General features: G+C 54.3%; 14 protein-coding genes, 1 tRNA gene, 2 rRNA genes and 1 pseudogene. 16 read left to right on the forward strand and 2 right to left on the reverse strand.

Annotated elements, in window-relative coordinates:
* Positions 1-36: 36 nt before the first annotated feature.
* The 10 genes and pseudogenes from ACSU1N_RS03695 (at position 37) to ACSU1N_RS03740 (ending at position 9584) form a co-directional block, all read left to right on the forward strand.
* Positions 37-111 (forward strand) — tRNA-Asp (locus tag ACSU1N_RS03695).
* A gap of 92 nt (positions 112-203) precedes the next feature.
* Entirely contained in the window at positions 204-920 is a 717-nt protein-coding gene (locus ACSU1N_RS03700) for a phosphoglycolate phosphatase (protein WP_440060252.1), read from the forward strand.
* On the forward strand, positions 920-1561 hold the full coding sequence (locus ACSU1N_RS03705) for an HAD family hydrolase (RefSeq protein WP_440060253.1): 642 nt from the start codon (positions 920-922) through the stop codon (positions 1559-1561). Before ACSU1N_RS03700 ends, ACSU1N_RS03705 begins: the two co-directional genes overlap by 1 nt.
* Positions 1562-2008: 447 nt before the next feature.
* Positions 2009-2212 (forward strand): annotated as a pseudogene (locus tag ACSU1N_RS03710) (hypothetical protein); the annotation flags it as partial.
* Between the two features lie 4 nt (positions 2213-2216).
* Positions 2217-2435 (forward strand): hypothetical protein, encoded by a 219-nt coding sequence (locus tag ACSU1N_RS03715; protein ID WP_440060254.1) that lies wholly within the window; start codon positions 2217-2219, stop codon positions 2433-2435.
* Between the two features lie 181 nt (positions 2436-2616).
* Positions 2617-2850 (forward strand): hypothetical protein, encoded by a 234-nt coding sequence (locus tag ACSU1N_RS03720; protein ID WP_440060255.1) that lies wholly within the window; start codon positions 2617-2619, stop codon positions 2848-2850.
* A gap of 354 nt (positions 2851-3204) precedes the next feature.
* A complete protein-coding gene (locus ACSU1N_RS03725) occupies positions 3205-3327 on the forward strand; it encodes a hypothetical protein (RefSeq protein ID WP_440060256.1) in 123 nt (40 codons plus the stop codon).
* 340 nt (positions 3328-3667) lie between these two features.
* Positions 3668-5168, forward strand: a 16S ribosomal RNA gene (locus ACSU1N_RS03730).
* Positions 5169-5363: 195 nt separating this feature from the next.
* A 23S ribosomal RNA gene (locus ACSU1N_RS03735) occupies positions 5364-8507 on the forward strand.
* Together the 16S and 23S rRNA genes form the textbook arrangement of a ribosomal RNA operon.
* Before the next feature lie 231 nt (positions 8508-8738).
* Positions 8739-9584 (forward strand): geranylgeranylglycerol-phosphate geranylgeranyltransferase, encoded by an 846-nt coding sequence (locus tag ACSU1N_RS03740; protein ID WP_440058916.1) that lies wholly within the window; start codon positions 8739-8741, stop codon positions 9582-9584.
* A 14-nt stretch (positions 9585-9598) separates the two neighbouring features.
* Here the strand turns inward: ACSU1N_RS03740 and ACSU1N_RS03745 are convergent, their stop codons facing one another.
* On the reverse strand, positions 9599-10585 hold the full coding sequence (locus ACSU1N_RS03745; RefSeq protein ID WP_440058917.1) for a bifunctional phosphoglucose/phosphomannose isomerase: 987 nt from the start codon (positions 10583-10585) through the stop codon (positions 9599-9601).
* A gap of 140 nt (positions 10586-10725) precedes the next feature.
* Here ACSU1N_RS03745 and ACSU1N_RS03750 point away from each other — a divergent pair, with 140 nt between their 5' ends.
* Positions 10726-11277, forward strand: a complete 552-nt coding sequence (locus ACSU1N_RS03750) for a hypothetical protein (RefSeq protein ID WP_440058918.1) — start codon at positions 10726-10728, stop codon at positions 11275-11277.
* Here the strand turns inward: ACSU1N_RS03750 and ACSU1N_RS03755 are convergent.
* A complete protein-coding gene (locus ACSU1N_RS03755) occupies positions 11269-11556 on the reverse strand; it encodes a hypothetical protein (RefSeq protein ID WP_440058919.1) in 288 nt (95 codons plus the stop codon). The genes ACSU1N_RS03750 and ACSU1N_RS03755 overlap by 9 nt on opposite strands.
* Positions 11557-11581: 25 nt before the next feature.
* Between ACSU1N_RS03755 and ACSU1N_RS03760 the strand changes: the two genes are divergently transcribed.
* From ACSU1N_RS03760 to ACSU1N_RS03780, 5 genes are all read left to right on the forward strand, one after another.
* Positions 11582-12484, forward strand: coding sequence for an N-glycosylase/DNA lyase (locus ACSU1N_RS03760; RefSeq protein ID WP_440058920.1), 903 nt, complete (start codon positions 11582-11584; stop codon positions 12482-12484).
* A 51-nt stretch (positions 12485-12535) separates the two neighbouring features.
* Complete coding sequence (locus ACSU1N_RS03765) at positions 12536-13174, forward strand: HD domain-containing protein (RefSeq protein ID WP_440058921.1); 639 nt, start codon at positions 12536-12538, stop codon at positions 13172-13174.
* Between the two features lie 15 nt (positions 13175-13189).
* Complete coding sequence (locus tag ACSU1N_RS03770; RefSeq protein WP_440058922.1) at positions 13190-14317, forward strand: radical SAM protein; 1128 nt, start codon at positions 13190-13192, stop codon at positions 14315-14317.
* A 3-nt stretch (positions 14318-14320) separates the two neighbouring features.
* Positions 14321-14686, forward strand: a complete 366-nt coding sequence (locus ACSU1N_RS03775) for a hypothetical protein (protein WP_440058923.1) — start codon at positions 14321-14323, stop codon at positions 14684-14686.
* Positions 14687-14971: 285 nt separating this feature from the next.
* Positions 14972-17395, forward strand: coding sequence for a valine--tRNA ligase (locus tag ACSU1N_RS03780; protein WP_440058924.1), 2424 nt, complete (start codon positions 14972-14974; stop codon positions 17393-17395).
* Positions 17396-17397 lie beyond the last annotated feature (2 nt).

Consider the following 17397-nt stretch of genomic DNA (forward strand, 5'->3'; position numbering starts at 1 on the left):
TTTAAAAACCCCTACTGCACTAACGATTCTAGGGAAGCCGCCGTAGTATAGCCCGGTCTAGTATGCGGGCCTGTCGAGCCCGTGACCCGGGTTCAAATCCCGGCGGCGGCGTTTAACACTCGTACCCGTCGGTCACTGCTTGTTTAAACCCTCTCTACTAACTAATGAAAAGTATATAGATATATAAATGAACGGGTGTTTGCATGGCGAGGATAAAAATAATATTTACAGACCTAGATGGGACCCTGACCGAGTCTAGGAGGACTTATAGGATCAGCCTGCAGGCGGTTGAAGCGATAAGGAGGGTGCAGGAGAAGGGTGTTCTCGTAAGCATAGTATCGAGTAATGCTATCCCTGTTGTAATAGGCCTCCACAGGTATCTTGACTTAAAGGGCCCGGCTATAGGCGAGACTGGGGCACTAGTGTACAGTGAGGACTGGGGTCTTATCGAGCTCTCGTCTAGGTCTGCTAGAGAAGCGTACTTAGACGTCCTAGAGAGGTTTAAAGGGTTTGTCAACGACTCCTGGCAGAACAGGTTTAGGCTGTATGATTTCGCCCTGAGGGTAGCGCGTGGGTTCGACGGGGAGTACGTGTACAAGCAGGTTAAAGAATATGTTGAGAGCAGGTACGATTGGGTTAGAACCGGATACAGCAAGTACGCTATACACCTGACGCCTAGCGATGTTAGTAAGGGTAGGGCTGTGAGATTCGTATTAGAGAAGCTGGGTTTAAGTATTGAGGAGGCTGCTGGTGTAGGGGATAGCTCTATGGATATAGACCTCCTAGAATCGGTTGGGCTGGGTGTTGCGACAGGGGATGCGGACGACGAATTAAAGTCTGCTGCCCACATAGTGCTAGACGCTCCAGCAGGGTTGGCTATCGCCAAGCTCGTGGAAATGATCGAGAAAGGGTCTCTGTAATGAAGGCGGTACTCTTCGATATGGATGGTACCATCCTCGATAGCGAGGGTTTTATAGTATGGACTTTCAGAGAAGCATCTAAGATAACCGGGATACCGGTAGACCTGGATCTAGTTAGGAGGAATATTGGGAGGCCGATCGACGATTTCAGAGAGATAGTTTTTAGAGGCGTTAGCGATAGCGAGTTCGAATTGTTCATGAAGGTTAGGGCTAGGATCGCTTCAGAGAATTGGAAGAGGATGATCAGGGTTTTCGAAGACGCTCTCCACGCCTTGCCAGCCCTTAGGGAGAAGGGGTTCAAGCTAGCCCTTGCTTCATCTAGCAAGGAAGAGAGGATTATCGAATACCTCAGCTACTTCGGGCTACTAGGCTATTTCGACGCTATCTCGGGTGTTAGAGAAGGGGTTAGAGGAAAACCCTATCCTGATGTGATAGAACGAGCCCTGAAGGAACTCGGGCTATCTCCCTACCAAACTGTCTATGTCGGGGATAGAGAAGTAGACTGTCAAGCTGCTTCAGCAGCAGGAGTCCCTTTTATACTAGTAGATAGGAACGGGTACCCGTACGACGAAGGTTCTTGCAAGCCTTCGGCTGTAATCCGCGACCTTAGAAGCCTGTTGCGGGTTCTAAATCCTTTCTAACTTAGTAAATATTGAATACATTTCACCCTCTCGAAGCCTCTACTCGCTTCCTCGATAACTATCACCTTCACTTCAGCTGGGTTCATCCTCCTACATCATACTATTCTATATTTGTTTACAGTATTAAAGCTATTTTCACAAATGTGAGATTGGTTAAAACATTTTTGTAATGTTTTAAACAGTTGAAAAGTATTTAAAACTGTAGTTTTTTAAGAAATATTTAGAGGGTTTGCCCCAGTGTCTACCAGACCCTGGCCGGGGGAGGCAGATTACCCCGTCCGGATGCTGGTATGGTTATTAGATTTCTCAAAGATGCTCTCCGTGAGTTAATAAAGAGGGATCCTTTGATCGGTTGGACTGCTAAGTCCATGAATATAGTGTTTACAGATAGGTTTCCTACGGCGGCTACCGATGGTGCCGCTCTCTACATAAACCCCTGGGTTTTTCAAGGATTTGAGTTTGATGGAAATGATGGGTGTAATAGAACACGGAGTACTCCACAAGCCCTTCTTTCACCCGTTTAGGAAAGTAGTGTTGCTGAAGCACTACGGCAGACAAGCCGGATTACCCATACAGGTAGCAGCCGATGCTAAAGTGAACTTGATGGTTGAAAAATGGGTCTACCACTCCCCGGAGCCCTGTCACGTGTAAAACATTGGAGGGCTCCGGTATCTCTCCCGAGGGGTGTAAGAAAAATAGTGTTGACGAGCTTGTTGAGAAAATGCTTAGAATGAAGCCGGACATGGAGAAAGTGAAAGAGATTGTGAAAGAAATCAATATTATTATCCCCGGGTCAGAGAACGGAGAAGGCGAAAACAATACCGTAGCTGGAGAAGGAGGAGCTGGGGAAGCAGGTGGTGGAGAACAGGCATAGTCCTTAAAGAGCCGAGGGAACCGAAGCCAGACTGGTATAGGCAACTCCACTCTCTGATCAAAGCAAGGGATTTCATGAAGACTAAAAGGACATAGTCTATGCCGTCGAGGAAGCCCCGGGCTCTACCCCGGTAAAGGTGGGAGGGTTAAATCGAAGGTAGTGGTAGCTGTCGATACGAGCTGTGTCATCGACGAGGGAATGCTACAGTGGTTTATCTCGGAAGTATATCAAGATTGCTGGACCGATTTGTGAAGTAATAGTAATCCCGTGGGATACTAAGGTATACGATCCCATAGTATTGAGGAGGCTGAGCGGTATACAGAGAATCAAGACCACAGGCGTCGGGAGGATGATAGGGCCTGTACTTGGACTAGTAGACAGGAAATACTACGAAGCGGATGTTATGTTATCCTGAGCTACTGGATGATCAGTGACCTCAACGATGTGTAAGTCTAGAAGCTATTAAACAGTTACAAGTACAGGATAATAGCTGTAACAACACACGCGGAACCCCCAGGTACCTGAAATCTCTGGAGATAAATCTATGAGGACTAATCGCGTAGACAATAACTTTCTTTTTCTCCTACCAGCAAGCCCTAGCCTCCTACATCTTATCTATCAGGTGATTAATAGGTAGCTATCAGACCCAAACCCTTATCCCCTAACAGGCTTGTATACAAGGCTTTAACCCTGTGGATCACCCTCTTTTAGTTAAAAAATGATACTTGTATAAAAGGGGTTTATGAAATATATATGATCTGGTGATTGTATGGACGAGCATATAATAGATCTAATATTATACATATCAATCTCCAAATACTTTGACGGCCGGAGGAAGATGTTTTCCAGTAATGGTATCAGGGAGAGCAGTAGTCGGGGTAAGGCTAGGTAGTGGTTGGGTCTTTTACTAGGCCGGTGTATAGGTTAAATAACTCCTGAGACAATAATTATAAAATGCCCCGCGGTACCCGGCGGCGGCGCGGTTCCTACGCTGGGTTTCCCCCAGCGAGTGAGGAATCGGCCTCCTGCCGCGGGGACAGTTTAAAGTATTTAAAGCACTGATCAAAAGGGGAAAGGTATATAAATCCCTCATATAAAAGATAAGTAATGCTGGTTAACACTTACAGATGGGGACTCAAGAAACCCGGGGCTTTAACCCCGGGAGCCTTGAGTCCGACGGGGCTGGGCAGGCGTGTTCCCACGAGATAGCATGCCTCCCCGCCTTGCGGCTAACTCCGGTTGATCCTGCCGGACCCGACCGCTATCGGGGTAGGGCTAAGCCATGGGAGTCGTACGCCCCGCCGCCGCGGGGCGTGGCGGACGGCTGAGTAACACGTGGCTAACCTACCCTCGGGAGGGGGATAACACCGGGAAACTGGTGCTAATCCCCCATAGGGGAGGAGGCCTGGAAGGGTCCCTCCCCGAAAGGGTGTAGCGGGGGTTAACGCCGCTACACCGCCCGAGGATGGGGCTGCGGCCCATCAGGTAGTTGGCGGGGTAACGGCCCGCCAAGCCTATAACGGGTAGGGGCCGTGAGAGCGGGAGCCCCCAGTTGGGCACTGAGACAAGGGCCCAGGCCCTACGGGGCGCACCAGGCGCGAAAACTCCGCAATGCGGGAAACCGTGACGGGGCTACCCCGAGTGCCCCCGATAAGGGGGCTTTTCCCCGCTGTAAGGAGGCGGGGGAATAAGCGGGGGGCAAGTCTGGTGTCAGCCGCCGCGGTAATACCAGCCCCGCGAGTGGTCGGGACGATTATTGGGCCTAAAGCGCCCGTAGCCGGCCCGGAAAGTCTCCCCTTAAATCCTCGGGCTCAACCCGAGGGCTGGGGGAGATACTTCCGGGCTAGGGGGCGGGAGAGGCCGGGGGTACTCCCGGGGTAGGGGCGAAATCCTATAATCCCGGGAGGACCACCAGTGGCGAAGGCGCCCGGCTGGAACGCGCCCGACGGTGAGGGGCGAAAGCCGGGGGAGCGAACCGGATTAGATACCCGGGTAGTCCCGGCTGTAAACGATGCGGGCTAGGTGTTGGGTGGGCTTAGAGCCCACCCAGTGCCGCAGGGAAGCCGTTAAGCCCGCCGCCTGGGGAGTACGGCCGCAAGGCTGAAACTTAAAGGAATTGGCGGGGGAGCACCACAAGGGGTGGAGCCTGCGGTTTAATTGGAGTCAACGCCGGGAACCTCACCGGGGGCGACAGCAGGATGACGGCCAGGCTAACGACCTTGCCCGACGCGCTGAGAGGAGGTGCATGGCCGTCGCCAGCTCGTGCTGTGAAGTGTCCGGTTAAGTCCGGCAACGAGCGAGACCCCCGCCCCTAGTTGCCATCCGGGGCTCCGGCCCCGGGGCACACTAGGGGGACTGCCGCCGTTTAAGGCGGAGGAAGGAGGGGGCCACGGCAGGTCAGCATGCCCCGAAACCCCCGGGCTACACGCGGGCTACAATGGCGGGGACAGAGGGATCCGAACCCGAAAGGGGGAGGTAATCCCTCAAACCCCGCCGTAGTTGGGATCGAGGGCTGCAACTCGCCCTCGTGAACGCGGAATCCCTAGTAACCGCGCGTCATCATCGCGCGGTGAATACGTCCCTGCTCCTTGCACACACCGCCCGTCGCTCCACCCAAGGGAGGAGGGAGTGAGGCCCGGCCTCTTCCAGGGGTTGGGTCGAACTCCCTCCTCCTGAGGGGGGAGAAGTCGTAACAAGGTAGCCGTAGGGGAACCTGCGGCTGGATCACCTCCTGCTACCCCGCCGCAGGGGAGGCATGCTACGTGAGAGAACACGCCTGTCCAGCCCCTGCCTGATGCAACACAGGGCTGTAGAAGCCCTGTGTGAAGGGCGCTATTCCTCCCTCGATAACGGAGGGGGGAGATGAGCGCTGCAGGAGGCGTTTAAGGCACGCACTAGTCGAGCACCGCGTGGACCATCCCTCGCTCCAGGGCTACGGCGAAGAAGCCGCCTGGTGGATGGCTCGGCTCGGGCGCCGAGGAAGGCCGTGGCAAGCTGCGATAAGCCCGGGGTAGGCGCAGGCAGCCGTAGAACCCGGGATCGCCGAATGGGACCTCCTGCCACGGGCTCTAAAGCCCGTGGCGCCCGGGAAACCGGGCGACCGGGAGTACCGGGCGGGAACCCCCCGAACGGAAACATCTTAGTAGGGGGAGGAAGAGAAATCAAAACGAGATCCCCTGAGTAGGGGCGACCGAAAGGGGGGTAGCCCAGACCAAACCCGCACGGGACGACCGTGTGGGGATGTGGGGTTACAGGCTCCACGGCTAGGGGTTCGACCCCGAGCAGGCCGACCCACGGTAGCCGAAGTGGCCTGGAATGGCCCGCCGTAGAGGGTGACAGCCCCGTAGGCTAAACCGTGGGGGCCTGCGCCGTGGAGCAGAGTACCACGGCTTGGTTTTGCCGTGGGAAGTCGGGGGTCACCGACCTCCAAGGCTAAATACGTCCCGAGACCGATAGCGAACTTAGTACCGTGAGGGAAAGCTGAAAAGCACCCCGAAAGGGGGGTGAAAAGAGCCTGAAACCAGGCGGCTACATACGGCGCTGCCCTAAAGAAATGAAGCCCTCCGAAGGAAACCGGGGCGACCCGGGAGTACGAGGAGGGCTGATCAGGGTGGCGCCGTCCGTCTTGAAACACGGGCCGGGGAGTCCACGGCAGTGGCGAGCTTAAGGGGGTTATCCCCGAAGGCGTAGGGAAACCGACAAGCCCGCAGCCACGGGTATCCGTGGCGAGGGGCGGGGTCCGACAAGGGCCCGGAGTCACTGCCGTGGAACCAGAAACCGGGCGATCTAGGCGGGGGCAGGGTGAAGCCGGGGGAAACCCCGGTGGAGGCCCGAAAGGGTTCTGACGTGCAATTCGTTCCCATGACCCCCGTCTAGGGGCAAAAGACCAATCAAGCCCGGTGATAGCTGGTTCCCGCCGAAGTGGGTCTCAGCCCAGCCCCGCCTGAGGCAGGCTACGGGGTAGAGCTACGGATTGGGGGCGCAGGAGCCGAAAGGCTCCGGCCCCCAGTCCAACTCCGAACCCGTAGCCGCCGTAGAAGGCGGGAGTGGGGCTCCCCGCCGTAAGGGTGGGGGCCGAGAGGGGAACAACCCAGACCGGGGTTAAGGCCCCAAAGTGCCGGCTAAGTGCCAAGCCAAAGGGCGTCCCACGGCTCAGACAGCGGGGAGGTGGGCCTAACAGCAGCCATCCTCTAAAGGCAGGGGTCTCTCTTACTATGGAGACCCCGCCGGAGATGGAGTGCGTAACAGCTCACCCGCCGAGCCGTGGGGCCCCGAAGATTGGTCGGGGCTTAAGCCGGCCGCCGAGACCCCGGGGGCCAGCCTCTATGGGGCTGGCACCGGTAGGCGGGCGTCGGGTCGGGGCAGAAGCCGGGCCGTGAGGTCCGGTGGACCCGATCCGAGTGCAGATCCCGGCGGCAGTAACAGCGAAGAGGGGTGGAAATCCCCTCCGCCGGAAAGGACCAGGGTTCCTCGGCAACGGTCGTCGGCCGAGGGTTAGCCGGTCCTAACCCGGGCCGTAACTCGGACCCGGGGAAAGGGAAACGGGTTAATATTCCCGTGCCGCGGGGGTAGGTGCGGCAACGCAAGCCCCGCCTCCGACGCCTCCGGATAGGCGGACTGGGGGCGGCTGAATAGCCGCGACCCAGCTAACCGGTGAAGGCCCCGGAGTACCGTAATGGTGAGAAGGGGCCGAAGCCGGGAACGGGGCTCCGTTAGGAGCCTTCCGCCGACTCCGGGGGCCCTTGAAAAGGGGGCGGGGAACGATCCCCCGCGACCGTACCGAGAACCGACACAGGTGCTCCTGGGTGAGAAGCCCCAGGCGTGTGGGGGATAACCCGGGCCAGGGAACTCGGCAAATTGGCCCCGTAACTTCGGGAGAAGGGGTGCCTGCGGTCCTGGAGGCCCAACCTCTGGGACCGCAGGTCGCAGTGCCTAGGGGGGCCTGACTGTTTAATAAAAACATAGGTCCCCGCTAGCCCGAAAGGGTTTGTACGGGGGCTGAATCCTGGCCACTGGCGGTCCGTGAAACCGGGGTCCAACCCGGCGAAGCGCCGCTGAAGGCCGGGAGTAACTCTGACTCTCTTAAGGTAGCCAAATGCCTTGCCGGGTAAGTTCCGGCGCGCATGAATGGATCAACGAGGTCCCCACTGTCCTGGCCCGGGGCCCCGTGAAGACACGGAGCCGGTGCACAGGCCGGCAACCCCCCGCAGGGCGATAAGTCCCTGTGGAGCTTTACCGCAGCCTGGCGCTGACCCCTGGGCTGTGGTGCGTAGCGTAGGTGGGAGCCTGTGAAGCTACGCCTCCGGGCGTAGCGGAGGCGCCGATGAAACACCACCCACCACGGCCTGGGGGCCTTACCCCGGGGAGACCCGGGGGACAACGCCAGGTGGGCGGTTCGGCTGGGGCGGCACGCCCGCGAAAAGATAACACGGGCGCCCAAAGGTCGGCTCAGGCGGGTCAGAGCCCCGCCGTAGAGTGCAAGGGCAAAAGCCGGCCTGACCGGACCCTTGAACACAAGGGGTCCGGCCGGGAAACCGCGGCCTAGCGAACGCTCGTGTCCCCCTCGGTGGGGGCCGGGCATGACAGAAAAGTTACCCCAGGGATAACAGGGTCGTCGCGGGCGAGAGCTCCCATCGACCCCGCGGTTTGCTACATCGATGTCGGCTCTTCCCATCCTGGGGGTGCAGCAGCCCCCAAGGGTGGGGCTGCCCGCCCATTAAAGGGGAACGTGAGCTGGGTTTAGACCGTCGTGAGACAGGTCGGACTCTACCCGCGGGGGGCGCGGGCCGCCTGAAGGGAAGGTGCCCTCAGTACGAGAGGAACGGGGCGCCGCGGCCTCTAGTGTACCGGTTGTCCTGGCGGGCAACGCCGGGCAGCCACGCCGTAGGGGGTAACCGCTGAAAGCATCTAAGCGGGAACCCCTCCCTGAGACGAGGCGGCCGTCCGCTACGGGTTTCCCGTAGCGGGTAGGGCTCCCGTAGAAGACGGGGTTGATGGGGCGGGGGTGTGAGCCCCGAGGGGTTACCCGAGGGGTTCAGCCCGCCGCTCCCAAGAGCCCGACGCCGTAGCTTCTCACCCAGGAGCGAGGGGTGTTATACTAATCGCGGTCCACGCGGGCTCGGGTGCATCGTGCCTTAAACGCCTCCTGCAGCGCTCATCCCCCTGGTGGTTTAATTTGCTAATAATATTCTAAGGAGGAGTCTACTCAGATAGGGTAACGTTCTTCACAGTTCTGAAAACCGTCGTCTCATCATCAGAGTATACTTAACCCTTAGCCCGGGATTTAAACTAGTGGTGTCGTACTTGACCCTGCTAGACTACCTGGCTATGACTAGGCCGTTGAATAGCTTTATGAGCGGGCTGGGGGCTCTAATATCACTACTCTTATTCAGCGGCTACAGGCTAGACCCCTGGCCGGCCCTGACAGCTTTCCTCACAGGCTACCTCTCGACATCTTCCTCGATGCTCGTAAACGATTACGTAGACGCCCCGGTGGACAGGTTGAACAAGCCTTGGAAGCCGATACCCTCGGGCAGGGCAGACCCGGGAACAGCCCTAGCCCTAGGACTCGGCCTCGGAGCGTCCTCGGTTCTTCTAAACCTCCCAGCAGGCCCCCTGCCTCTCGCTACGGTAGCAGCCTACACGCTCCTAGGAGTACTCTATAGTTTCTCGAGGAAGCATTGGCAGAGCCATTTCATGGTATCAGCTTCTACCACAGGCCCCCTGGTATACGGGTATATTCTAGCAGGAACACCCGGGGGCTGGCTTTCTTTCACAGTACTCTACTCTTTAATAATATTCTCGGCGACAACAGGGAGGGAGGTTGTTAAAGCACTACAGGACCTAGAAGGCGATAGAGCCCTCGGGTACAAGACTATACCCGTAGTATACGGGGTGGGAGGGGCTAAGGCAGCCCTCGCTGGAGCAGGGCTAGCATCCCTAGCGCTGAGCATAGGGGTGTGGTTTACCAACGCTAGCAGAGTATTCTCGCTAACCCAGACAATCCTAGCAGCCTACTACCTACGGGAGGCTCTAGCAGTATACAGGAACCCGTGGGATAAGGAGAGGCTTGAGAAAACAAGGGTTAGGATGATAACAGCTATGCTAGCAGGATTGCTAGCCCTCTCGCTAGCCGGGCTCCCCCTGTGAAGAACCGTCTAGGGCTAGGCTGTCTCGAAAATCCTCCCCGCTACACTCTTATACCTCGCAATACTCTCTGTAGCAGAAGGGTCTAGCCCCCTAGCGTAGGCGAGTCTAACACTAGCTAGGCCGAAGAGGAGGCTCGTGCTAAGCACTTTATCCAGAGCGTTAACGCCTCTGACCTCTAGTATTCTCACAGGCCTCCCACCCCTCTCGTACTCTCCGACCATGAATTCTACGAGCTCCCTACCCACGGGGTTGTCTACGTCGTAGAATGCTACAACCTTGTACCCGTGGAACTGGGGCTTCTCGTACCCTACTATATCGTTGTGCATCCACTCTGGTGCTACATCGGTTTTCACAATAACCTTAGCGTTCTCGTTGAACTCGGATTTAGCCCTGTGAGCAAGAGCTTCGAACGGGGTGTGGGTTGCGACAATTATCAAATCGCCTCCTAGGAGGAAGCCTGCTAGAGACTCAGCGGCTTTATCTAAATCCCCTATCCTGCTCCTAAGGGATGAAGCAGTCTCTTCGACCTCCGCCCTTGAGGCAACTGGTACACCGCTAGAATCCAGGACCCCTAGAACCCCTACCAGCATCGATGGAAGGCTCGCCCTAGGCAGGAGGCCTTTTGGGACACCGACCAGCGGAATCCCCTTCTCCCTAGCAAGCTCTGCTAGCCTACCCCCGCTAGTCACAGCTACAATCCTTGCCCCCTTCCTCAACGCTTTCAAAGTAGCTTCAAGAGTCTCATGGGTGTTACCGCTATAGCTAACGCTTATGAAGAGCGTCCTAGGGGAGATGTAGCCTGGTATTATATGGGATTTGACTACTTCGACAGGTATACTCGATTTTTCTAACGCTAGCATTTTAACAATATCGCCTACTATCCCGCTACCCCCCATCCCGGCTATGACAATATTCTCGAAGACCCCTCCTACGCTAACCCTCCCCCACTCCTCTAGGGCTGCTGAAACCTGGTCAGGCCATTTCAGATAAGTCTCTAACATACGGGCCGCCGATCCCCTTTTATTAGAGCCGGGGGAATAAATAGTATTAGGGGAGGGGTATTATAGAGAAGCTTGCCAGGGGGAGGCACTATATTTACACAACCGATTTAAATATCGCTCTCAGAATAGTATCCAGCCTCGTGAGCTCTAGCAGGGTGTTGAAACCCGTCTACATCATAGCGGATAAGAGCCTACACGACAAGATCGCAGGGTCCCTGGCAAGCGGGGAGTCAGACGTCTACCTGCTAGAAGACACGGGGGTTGTCGAGGCAGCGGGGAACCTGCCTACAGTGATATGTATCGATAAACCGTGTTTCCAAACCGGTTCCGAGAATGTAATAATATTCTCTACGAAGAGAGTTAAGAGCCCGCCCTCCTATACGAGACACTACTTGAGGAGAGTAGACTGGGGGGTCTACTCGTTTGAGACTCCGGGGGAGGGTGAGAGGGTTGTGATAACACTGGATAAAGGGGTTTTACGAGAGGGCTCCGGCCTCACGGTAGTCGAGGAGAAAGCCCTAGAGCTCGTTAAAGAGGCTATGATAAACTACGGGGAGCTGAAGGTAGGGGATGTAGTCTTCATTATTAGTAGAGAACTAGGCGTCACCAAGGAAAGGGCTAGGGAGATACTATCTAAGCTAGTAGCCAGGAGGTACTTGAGGGTTAGGAAGGGGAGTATCGAGCTAGCCTAGGGTCTCAAGCCTCTCGAACCCTCTCACATATACTCTCTCCTTCGGCAATACCCCTTTAAGCCCTTCTAGCACGGTCTTGACGAAGCCGTCGTCTCCGAAGAGGTCTACGTAAACTGTTTTATTCCTCTCGAAAACAAGAGCGTAGGACCTGCCGTCCGAGTAGACCGAGAAGCCTCCGTTAGCACAGGCCGGGTTTCCTAGTATGTTCTCGATGGTCTTTTTAATTTTCCCGATAATAGAATAGTCTACGCCTAAGACATCTATAGTTACATGCCGCAAAGACACCGCCATAGGAATTTAATTCTTGGAGAAGATTATTAAAAGAGCTAGCGGTGCAACAGGCGCGATGTCTTCTAGCAGAGTAAGGGTATTAGGGATCAACAGGGATAGGGTTAGGGAGATAGCGTCGCTGGTTAAAAGTGTATCAGGTAGGATAGAGTGTTTTGAGAGAGCAGACCCCCAGTTTAAAGCAATTGAGAGACTAGTTGCTAGACACGGCTGTGGTATGGCTGCTCTACTAGTCGTCGCAAACGCTATCATAAGCTACCAGCTGAATGTAAGAGGGGAGGTATACTGGGCTGCCTTCTCCGACTGGTTTACTAGCAGAGGGTTCGCAGACCCTTACAGGGAGCACGCCAGGTTCCTGGAGTCGACTAGGCTTAATACTGCGAGGCTCGCTGATAAAGAGAAGAGGCTTCTCAGATTCTACAAGTCGGATCTAGCGGGGAGGATCCTGGAGAAACCCTTCGAATACTGCCTAGACCTAGGGAGGCTTGCTAAAGCCGTGGCAACAGTATTGTCAACAACGCCCTCTTCTAAGACTGTAGCTTTTGCAGGCAAGATGATGAGGTATGTATGCCTAGCATGCGGTGCCAGCACGGGGGGCGACGTAGAGATACCTTTGGATAGGAGGAACGCGCTACTATTAGTATCTAGCTGTATAGTCGGAGGATGCCGTGCTAGCGCTAGGGAGTGTGCTCAATTACTTATGACTAGGCATAGGGAGCTTGGTTTAGAGGCTATGAGGATGCTATGCGAAGAGTCTGGTGTGGAGTGTGTTAGGCTAGACGCGTTGACATGGAGTATCGCAGGGGTTCTCGGAGAAGGGTTCCAAAGCCTCCTGGAGAGATTCGGCCAATGCGTTAGCGATGGAATGGAAAGTGTTTTCGCAAGACTCTACAGCGAGCTATCAAAGTGTTATTCCTAGACCCTTGTTTAAAACACTTGTAGAGGACTAGAGCTATAGGATGGGGTTTCTATGGAGGAAGTCCTGGAGAAAGCTAGGAGGCTTGCCAGGGAAGCCCTAGGGGATGGCTTCGACCACGGATACCCCCATGTCTTAAGGGTTAGGAAGTGGGCTTGGGAGATTGTTAGAGAGGAGAGGCTGGTAGTCGACAGTCTGGTCCTAGACCTGGCGGTATACCTCCACGATATAGGCAGGGTGATCGGCGAGCCCCACGCATACTACTCTGCCCTCTTCGCTAAGAGCTTCCTCGAGTCTCAGGGCGTGGGGAGGGATGTTATCGACAAGGTTGTTAACGCGATTGAATACCATAGCTACAGCTATGCTAAGACAAAAAAGGTTGAGCCCGTAGCTGTTGAAGCAATGGTTTTAAGCGACGCAGATAAACTAGATGCCCTAGGGATAGTAGGCTTCCTAAGGGTTTTCAGCTATAACTGGAGGAAGGGTTCTAGCCTAGAGGAGGTTGTAGAACACTTCTACGAGAAGATATTCAACCTTAAGAACATGATGCACTTCACGTACTCCAGGGCGAAAGCCGGAGAGTTGACGGAGAGAGCGAGGGCTGCCCTAGTGTATTTTATCGAGGAGCTACCCGAGGAGGATAAGTCTAGGGTTAAAGCAGTGTTAAACAAATACAGTAGTAGAGAGGGCTAGCAACGGTTCAAGATAATGTTCGAGGCTTTCATACTCAGGCCTGATGCCCTGACGGTATGGGAGGATAGAGAGGTTAGAGAGAGGCTTTCATGGTACTACGAGGTAATGGTGAATGCTAAACCAGCTAAATTCATTATAGCGAGGAAGACTGAAGTAGTCGAAAACCCTTATGCGATAGAGGATATTGAAGAGCTATGGAAGCTACATGATAAAGCCTCGGCCCACTTCCAGAAGCTGTACAAGGATGTTAGAGAGGGTAGTGAGGAGATCAAAGACTATTCTTCTAGCAGCCAGCCCGAATACTCCTACCTCGATGTGAAAATAGCGATAGCCTGGAAGCTATTCGACCCCTGCCGCCTATGCGAGAGGAGGTGTGGTGCAAGAAGGCTGAGGGGTCAGCCAGGCGTCTGCTTAATGTCCGATAAATGCATCGTCCACTCGGCATTCCTACACCTAGGCGAGGAGGCTCCGCTAGTACCCAGCGGTACTATTTTCTACGGGGGCTGCAACTTCAAGTGCGTATTCTGCCAGAACTACGATATAAGCCAGGTGAACGCTAGAGGAGGCGTAGTAGTATCTAGCAGGGAGCTAGCCGAGATACAGGAGAAGCTGAGGCTGAGGGGTGCTAGGAATATAAACCATGTAGGGGGAGAGCCCACGCCCCATATCCCGTTCATATTAGAGAGTTTCAAATACCTTAGTGTGAACGTACCCCAGTTGTGGAATAGCAATATGTATATGAGCCTAGAGTCGATGAAGCTACTTCTAGACGTCATAGATATCTGGCTACCCGATCTAAAATACGGGAACGACGAATGCGCTTGGAGGCTGAGCAAGGTCAGGAACTACTGGAGTATTGCAACGAGGAATATTAAGATGGCGCATGACTCGGGGGATATGATAATAAGGCACCTCGTCCTACCAGGACATATCGATTGCTGCACCAGGCCCGTCCTCGAATGGATAGCTAGGAATACGCCGAGGGCTCTAGTTAATGTAATGGATCAGTACAGGCCCGAGCACCTTGTGTTGAAATACCCTGATAAATACAGGGATATCGCTAGGAGGCCGAAGAGGGAGGAGATCCTTAGAGCATATAAGATAGCTGAGGAATTAAACCTAGCGTATAAGCAGGTGTCTTAGCCTATGCCGGAGGGCGTGAGAGAAGTATACTTCAGCAACTACTACAGGGTTCTATTAGTCGAGGAGGAAGACAGGGTTTTCATAAGCGTAGACGTCTACAAGAAGGGTTTCGACTTCAGTATTTCTAAAAGTATGTGTGTGAGAGAAGACTTCTGCCTCCTATACTCTAGCCTAGACCCAGGCTCTTACAAAGGGCTACTACCCGAGAACGTCCTAAGCATCGAGGTAGTAGGGGCTAGGACGCCGGCTGGCCTGGAAACCCTCAACGTCCGATGGGTGGTTAAAAAACCGGTTGACAACGACTTGCTCAAGAAGATCTTCGAAGCCTCGTGGAAAATAGTTGGGAGCCAATCCCCTCAGACCCAGTAATACGGCTTGTAGAGCCAGGCTTTGACCCCACCTGGTAATGCCTCGAGTCAGCGCTCTCTCCAGGCACTCAACAACCCCTCTGGCACGCGGACAGTAGCCCTCTAGAATATTGTGTAGATACCTGTCTAACCCTGACACTGCTTCACACTATCCTCCAAAGCAGTGTGGCCAGCCTACGGGGGTTCTCTACTGGGGGTTGTTAGACGATGGGACAGACTAGTTTGAGGAACTACTTGAATTTTATAAATCTCTAGCCATCTTTAATCAATCTAGCTAGGTGTCTCGTTGGCTACATTCCAGCCTAGGATTACTGAGAAGAGATGGAGTATTGAGAAAGAGGAAGAGCTGGTAGAGCTCTGGGAGAAGGAGGGGTTGTACAAGCCTGTGCTAGATTCAAGAGAGGTTATCGTAATAGACACTCCCCCGCCTTATGCTAGCGGGAAGTGGCATGTAGGAGGGGCGGCGCACTACGCTCAGATCGATATGATTGCGAGATACTTTAGGATGAAAGGCTATACTGTGATAGTACCCTTCTACGCTGATAGAAACGGGCTGCCTGTAGAAGTCCAGGTTGAGAAGAAGTATGGTTTAAACCCGCATGAAATGGCTAAGACGAGGGAGGGGAGGGAGAAGTTCCTAGAATTGTGTAAACAGTTCCTAGACAAGGCTGAAGCAGAGATCGTGAAGGTATGGCGTAGGCTTGGCTGTAGCTTCGACTACTGGAGGGAGGGTACTGACAGCGAGAAATATAGGGCTATGACGCAAGCAACTTTCATCGAATTGTACAAGAAGAACCTTATATACGAAGCCGAGAGGCCTGTCAACTGGTGTCCTAGGTGCCGGACTACGCTAGCAGACTCCGAGCTCGAGTATGTCGAGGAGGAATCCTACCTGTACTATATCAAGTTCAGAGTGATAGAGACAGGAGAGGAGGTTGTCGTAGCGACGACAAGGCCTGAGATGCTGAGGTCTTGTAAAGCACTAGTCTTTAAAACAGGAGACCCTAGGTACGCTAGGCTCAAAGGCCTCCATGCCATAACCCCTGTATACGGCCATGAGCTAATCATACTAGACCACCCCGAGGTAGACCCGTCGTTCGGCACAGGCCTTATGATGGTCTGCAGCTACGGCGACCACGCTGACGTAAAGATGTTCAGAGACCTGGGTCTAGACCCCGAGATAATTATTAACAAAGACGGTACTATGAACGAGAAAACAGGCCCCCTAGCAGGGCTCAGGGTTGAAGAAGCCCGTAGGAGGATTGGGGAAGAGCTTGAGAGAAACGGTTTCCTCGTGAAGAAAGAGAAGATAAAACACTCTATACCAGTATGCTGGAGGTGTAAGACCCCTATCCAGATTATTACGACTAGAGAGTGGTTCCTCAAACAATTAGAATTCAAAGACAAGCTCCTTGAGGTAGTCGACAAGATCGAGTTTAAACCAGAATTCCACAAGGCTAGGCTCGTCTCATGGATCAAAAGTGTATCGTCGGACTGGCCTATTAGCAGGGATAGGTATTACGCTACAGAAGTCCCTGTATGGAGATGTAGGAAGTGCGGCAGCGTCCTGGTGCCGGAGCCGGGGAGGTACTATAGGCCTTGGAGAGACGAACCCCCGTGGGACAAATGCCCTGTCTGCGGAGCGCCTAGAGAGATGCTGGTCGGCGAGAGCAAGGTATTCGACACATGGTTCGATAGCAGTATCTCAGTACTCTACGCCTCAGGCTATATGCACAACCCGGATCTATATAAGAGGGTTAAGTACACGCTCAGACCCCAGGGTGTTGATATCGTAAGGACATGGCTCTACTACACAATACTCAGAGTATACCAGTTGAAAGGGGAGCCGGCGTTCAAATGGGTTAGGATAACGGGGATGGGCCTCGACGAGAAAGGAGAGGAAATGCATAAGTCGAAGGGGAATGTCATAGACCCGGAGCCTTTCATCAACAAATATGGTGCTGACGCCTTCAGGTACTGGGCTGCGGCTAGCTCTAGGCTAGGCTACGACTACAGGTTCTCGGAGAATATGATTAAAACAGGCCTACTCTTCGTCACCAAGCTCTGGAATATCGCTAGGTTTATATCCAGCTTCCCCGAGCCGGGCGAGTACGTTCTGAGGGGTATCGACGAGGCTACTATAGCATACCTCCACCATGTTATCAAGAAGGTTGACGAAGCATATAGCAACCTAGACGTTTACGAGCCTATACACGAGATATATCAGTTTACATGGAATTATTTCGCATCACACTATATCGAACTAGTCAAGTCGAGAGCCTACAACGCTAACGGCAAGTATGATAGGAGGGAGCAGGCGGGGGCCTGGTTCACACTCCACTACGTCCTTAGGAACATCCTGAGGATGCTAGCCCCTATAATGCCTTTCGTCACAGACGCACTATACAGGAGGCTCTACGGGCGTAGCGTCCACCTCGAAGAATTCCCTGCTGCCAGCGAGGAGTACCTTGCTAGGGACTATCAGCTGGCTCTGAAAACCGTTGAAGTAGACTCGGCGATATGGGGTTTCAAGAAGAAGAAGGGTATGAAGCTATCCGACCCCGTCAAGAGCAAAGTCTACCTCCCTGCTGAAGTAGGCAGTGTCCTCGAAGAGCTCAGGGATCTCCACAAGCTGGAGGATGTAGAACTCTATACTACGCCGCCAACCGGCGCTGTCAACATAGGCGGGCCGGTCTATATCGTCGAGTAGGA

Source organism: Thermogladius sp. 4427co (genome assembly GCF_051933805.1).
Taxonomy (GTDB): domain Archaea; phylum Thermoproteota; class Thermoprotei_A; order Sulfolobales; family Desulfurococcaceae; genus Thermogladius.

What these genes read in the sequence shown, in the direction of transcription:
- ACSU1N_RS03700 (WP_440060252.1), top strand. Translation starts at nt 204, where the DNA reads ATGGCGAGGATAAAAATAATATTTACAGACCTAGATGGGACCCTGACC.
- ACSU1N_RS03705 (WP_440060253.1), top strand. Translation starts at nt 920, where the DNA reads ATGAAGGCGGTACTCTTCGATATGGATGGTACCATCCTCGATAGCGAG.
- ACSU1N_RS03725 (WP_440060256.1), top strand. Translation starts at nt 3,205, where the DNA reads ATGGACGAGCATATAATAGATCTAATATTATACATATCAATCTCCAAA.
- ACSU1N_RS03745 (WP_440058917.1), bottom strand. Translation starts at nt 10,585, where the DNA reads ATGTTAGAGACTTATCTGAAATGGCCTGACCAGGTTTCAGCAGCCCTA.
- ACSU1N_RS03765 (WP_440058921.1), top strand. Translation starts at nt 12,536, where the DNA reads ATGGAGGAAGTCCTGGAGAAAGCTAGGAGGCTTGCCAGGGAAGCCCTA.
- ACSU1N_RS03770 (WP_440058922.1), top strand. Translation starts at nt 13,190, where the DNA reads ATGTTCGAGGCTTTCATACTCAGGCCTGATGCCCTGACGGTATGGGAG.
- ACSU1N_RS03775 (WP_440058923.1), top strand. Translation starts at nt 14,321, where the DNA reads ATGCCGGAGGGCGTGAGAGAAGTATACTTCAGCAACTACTACAGGGTT.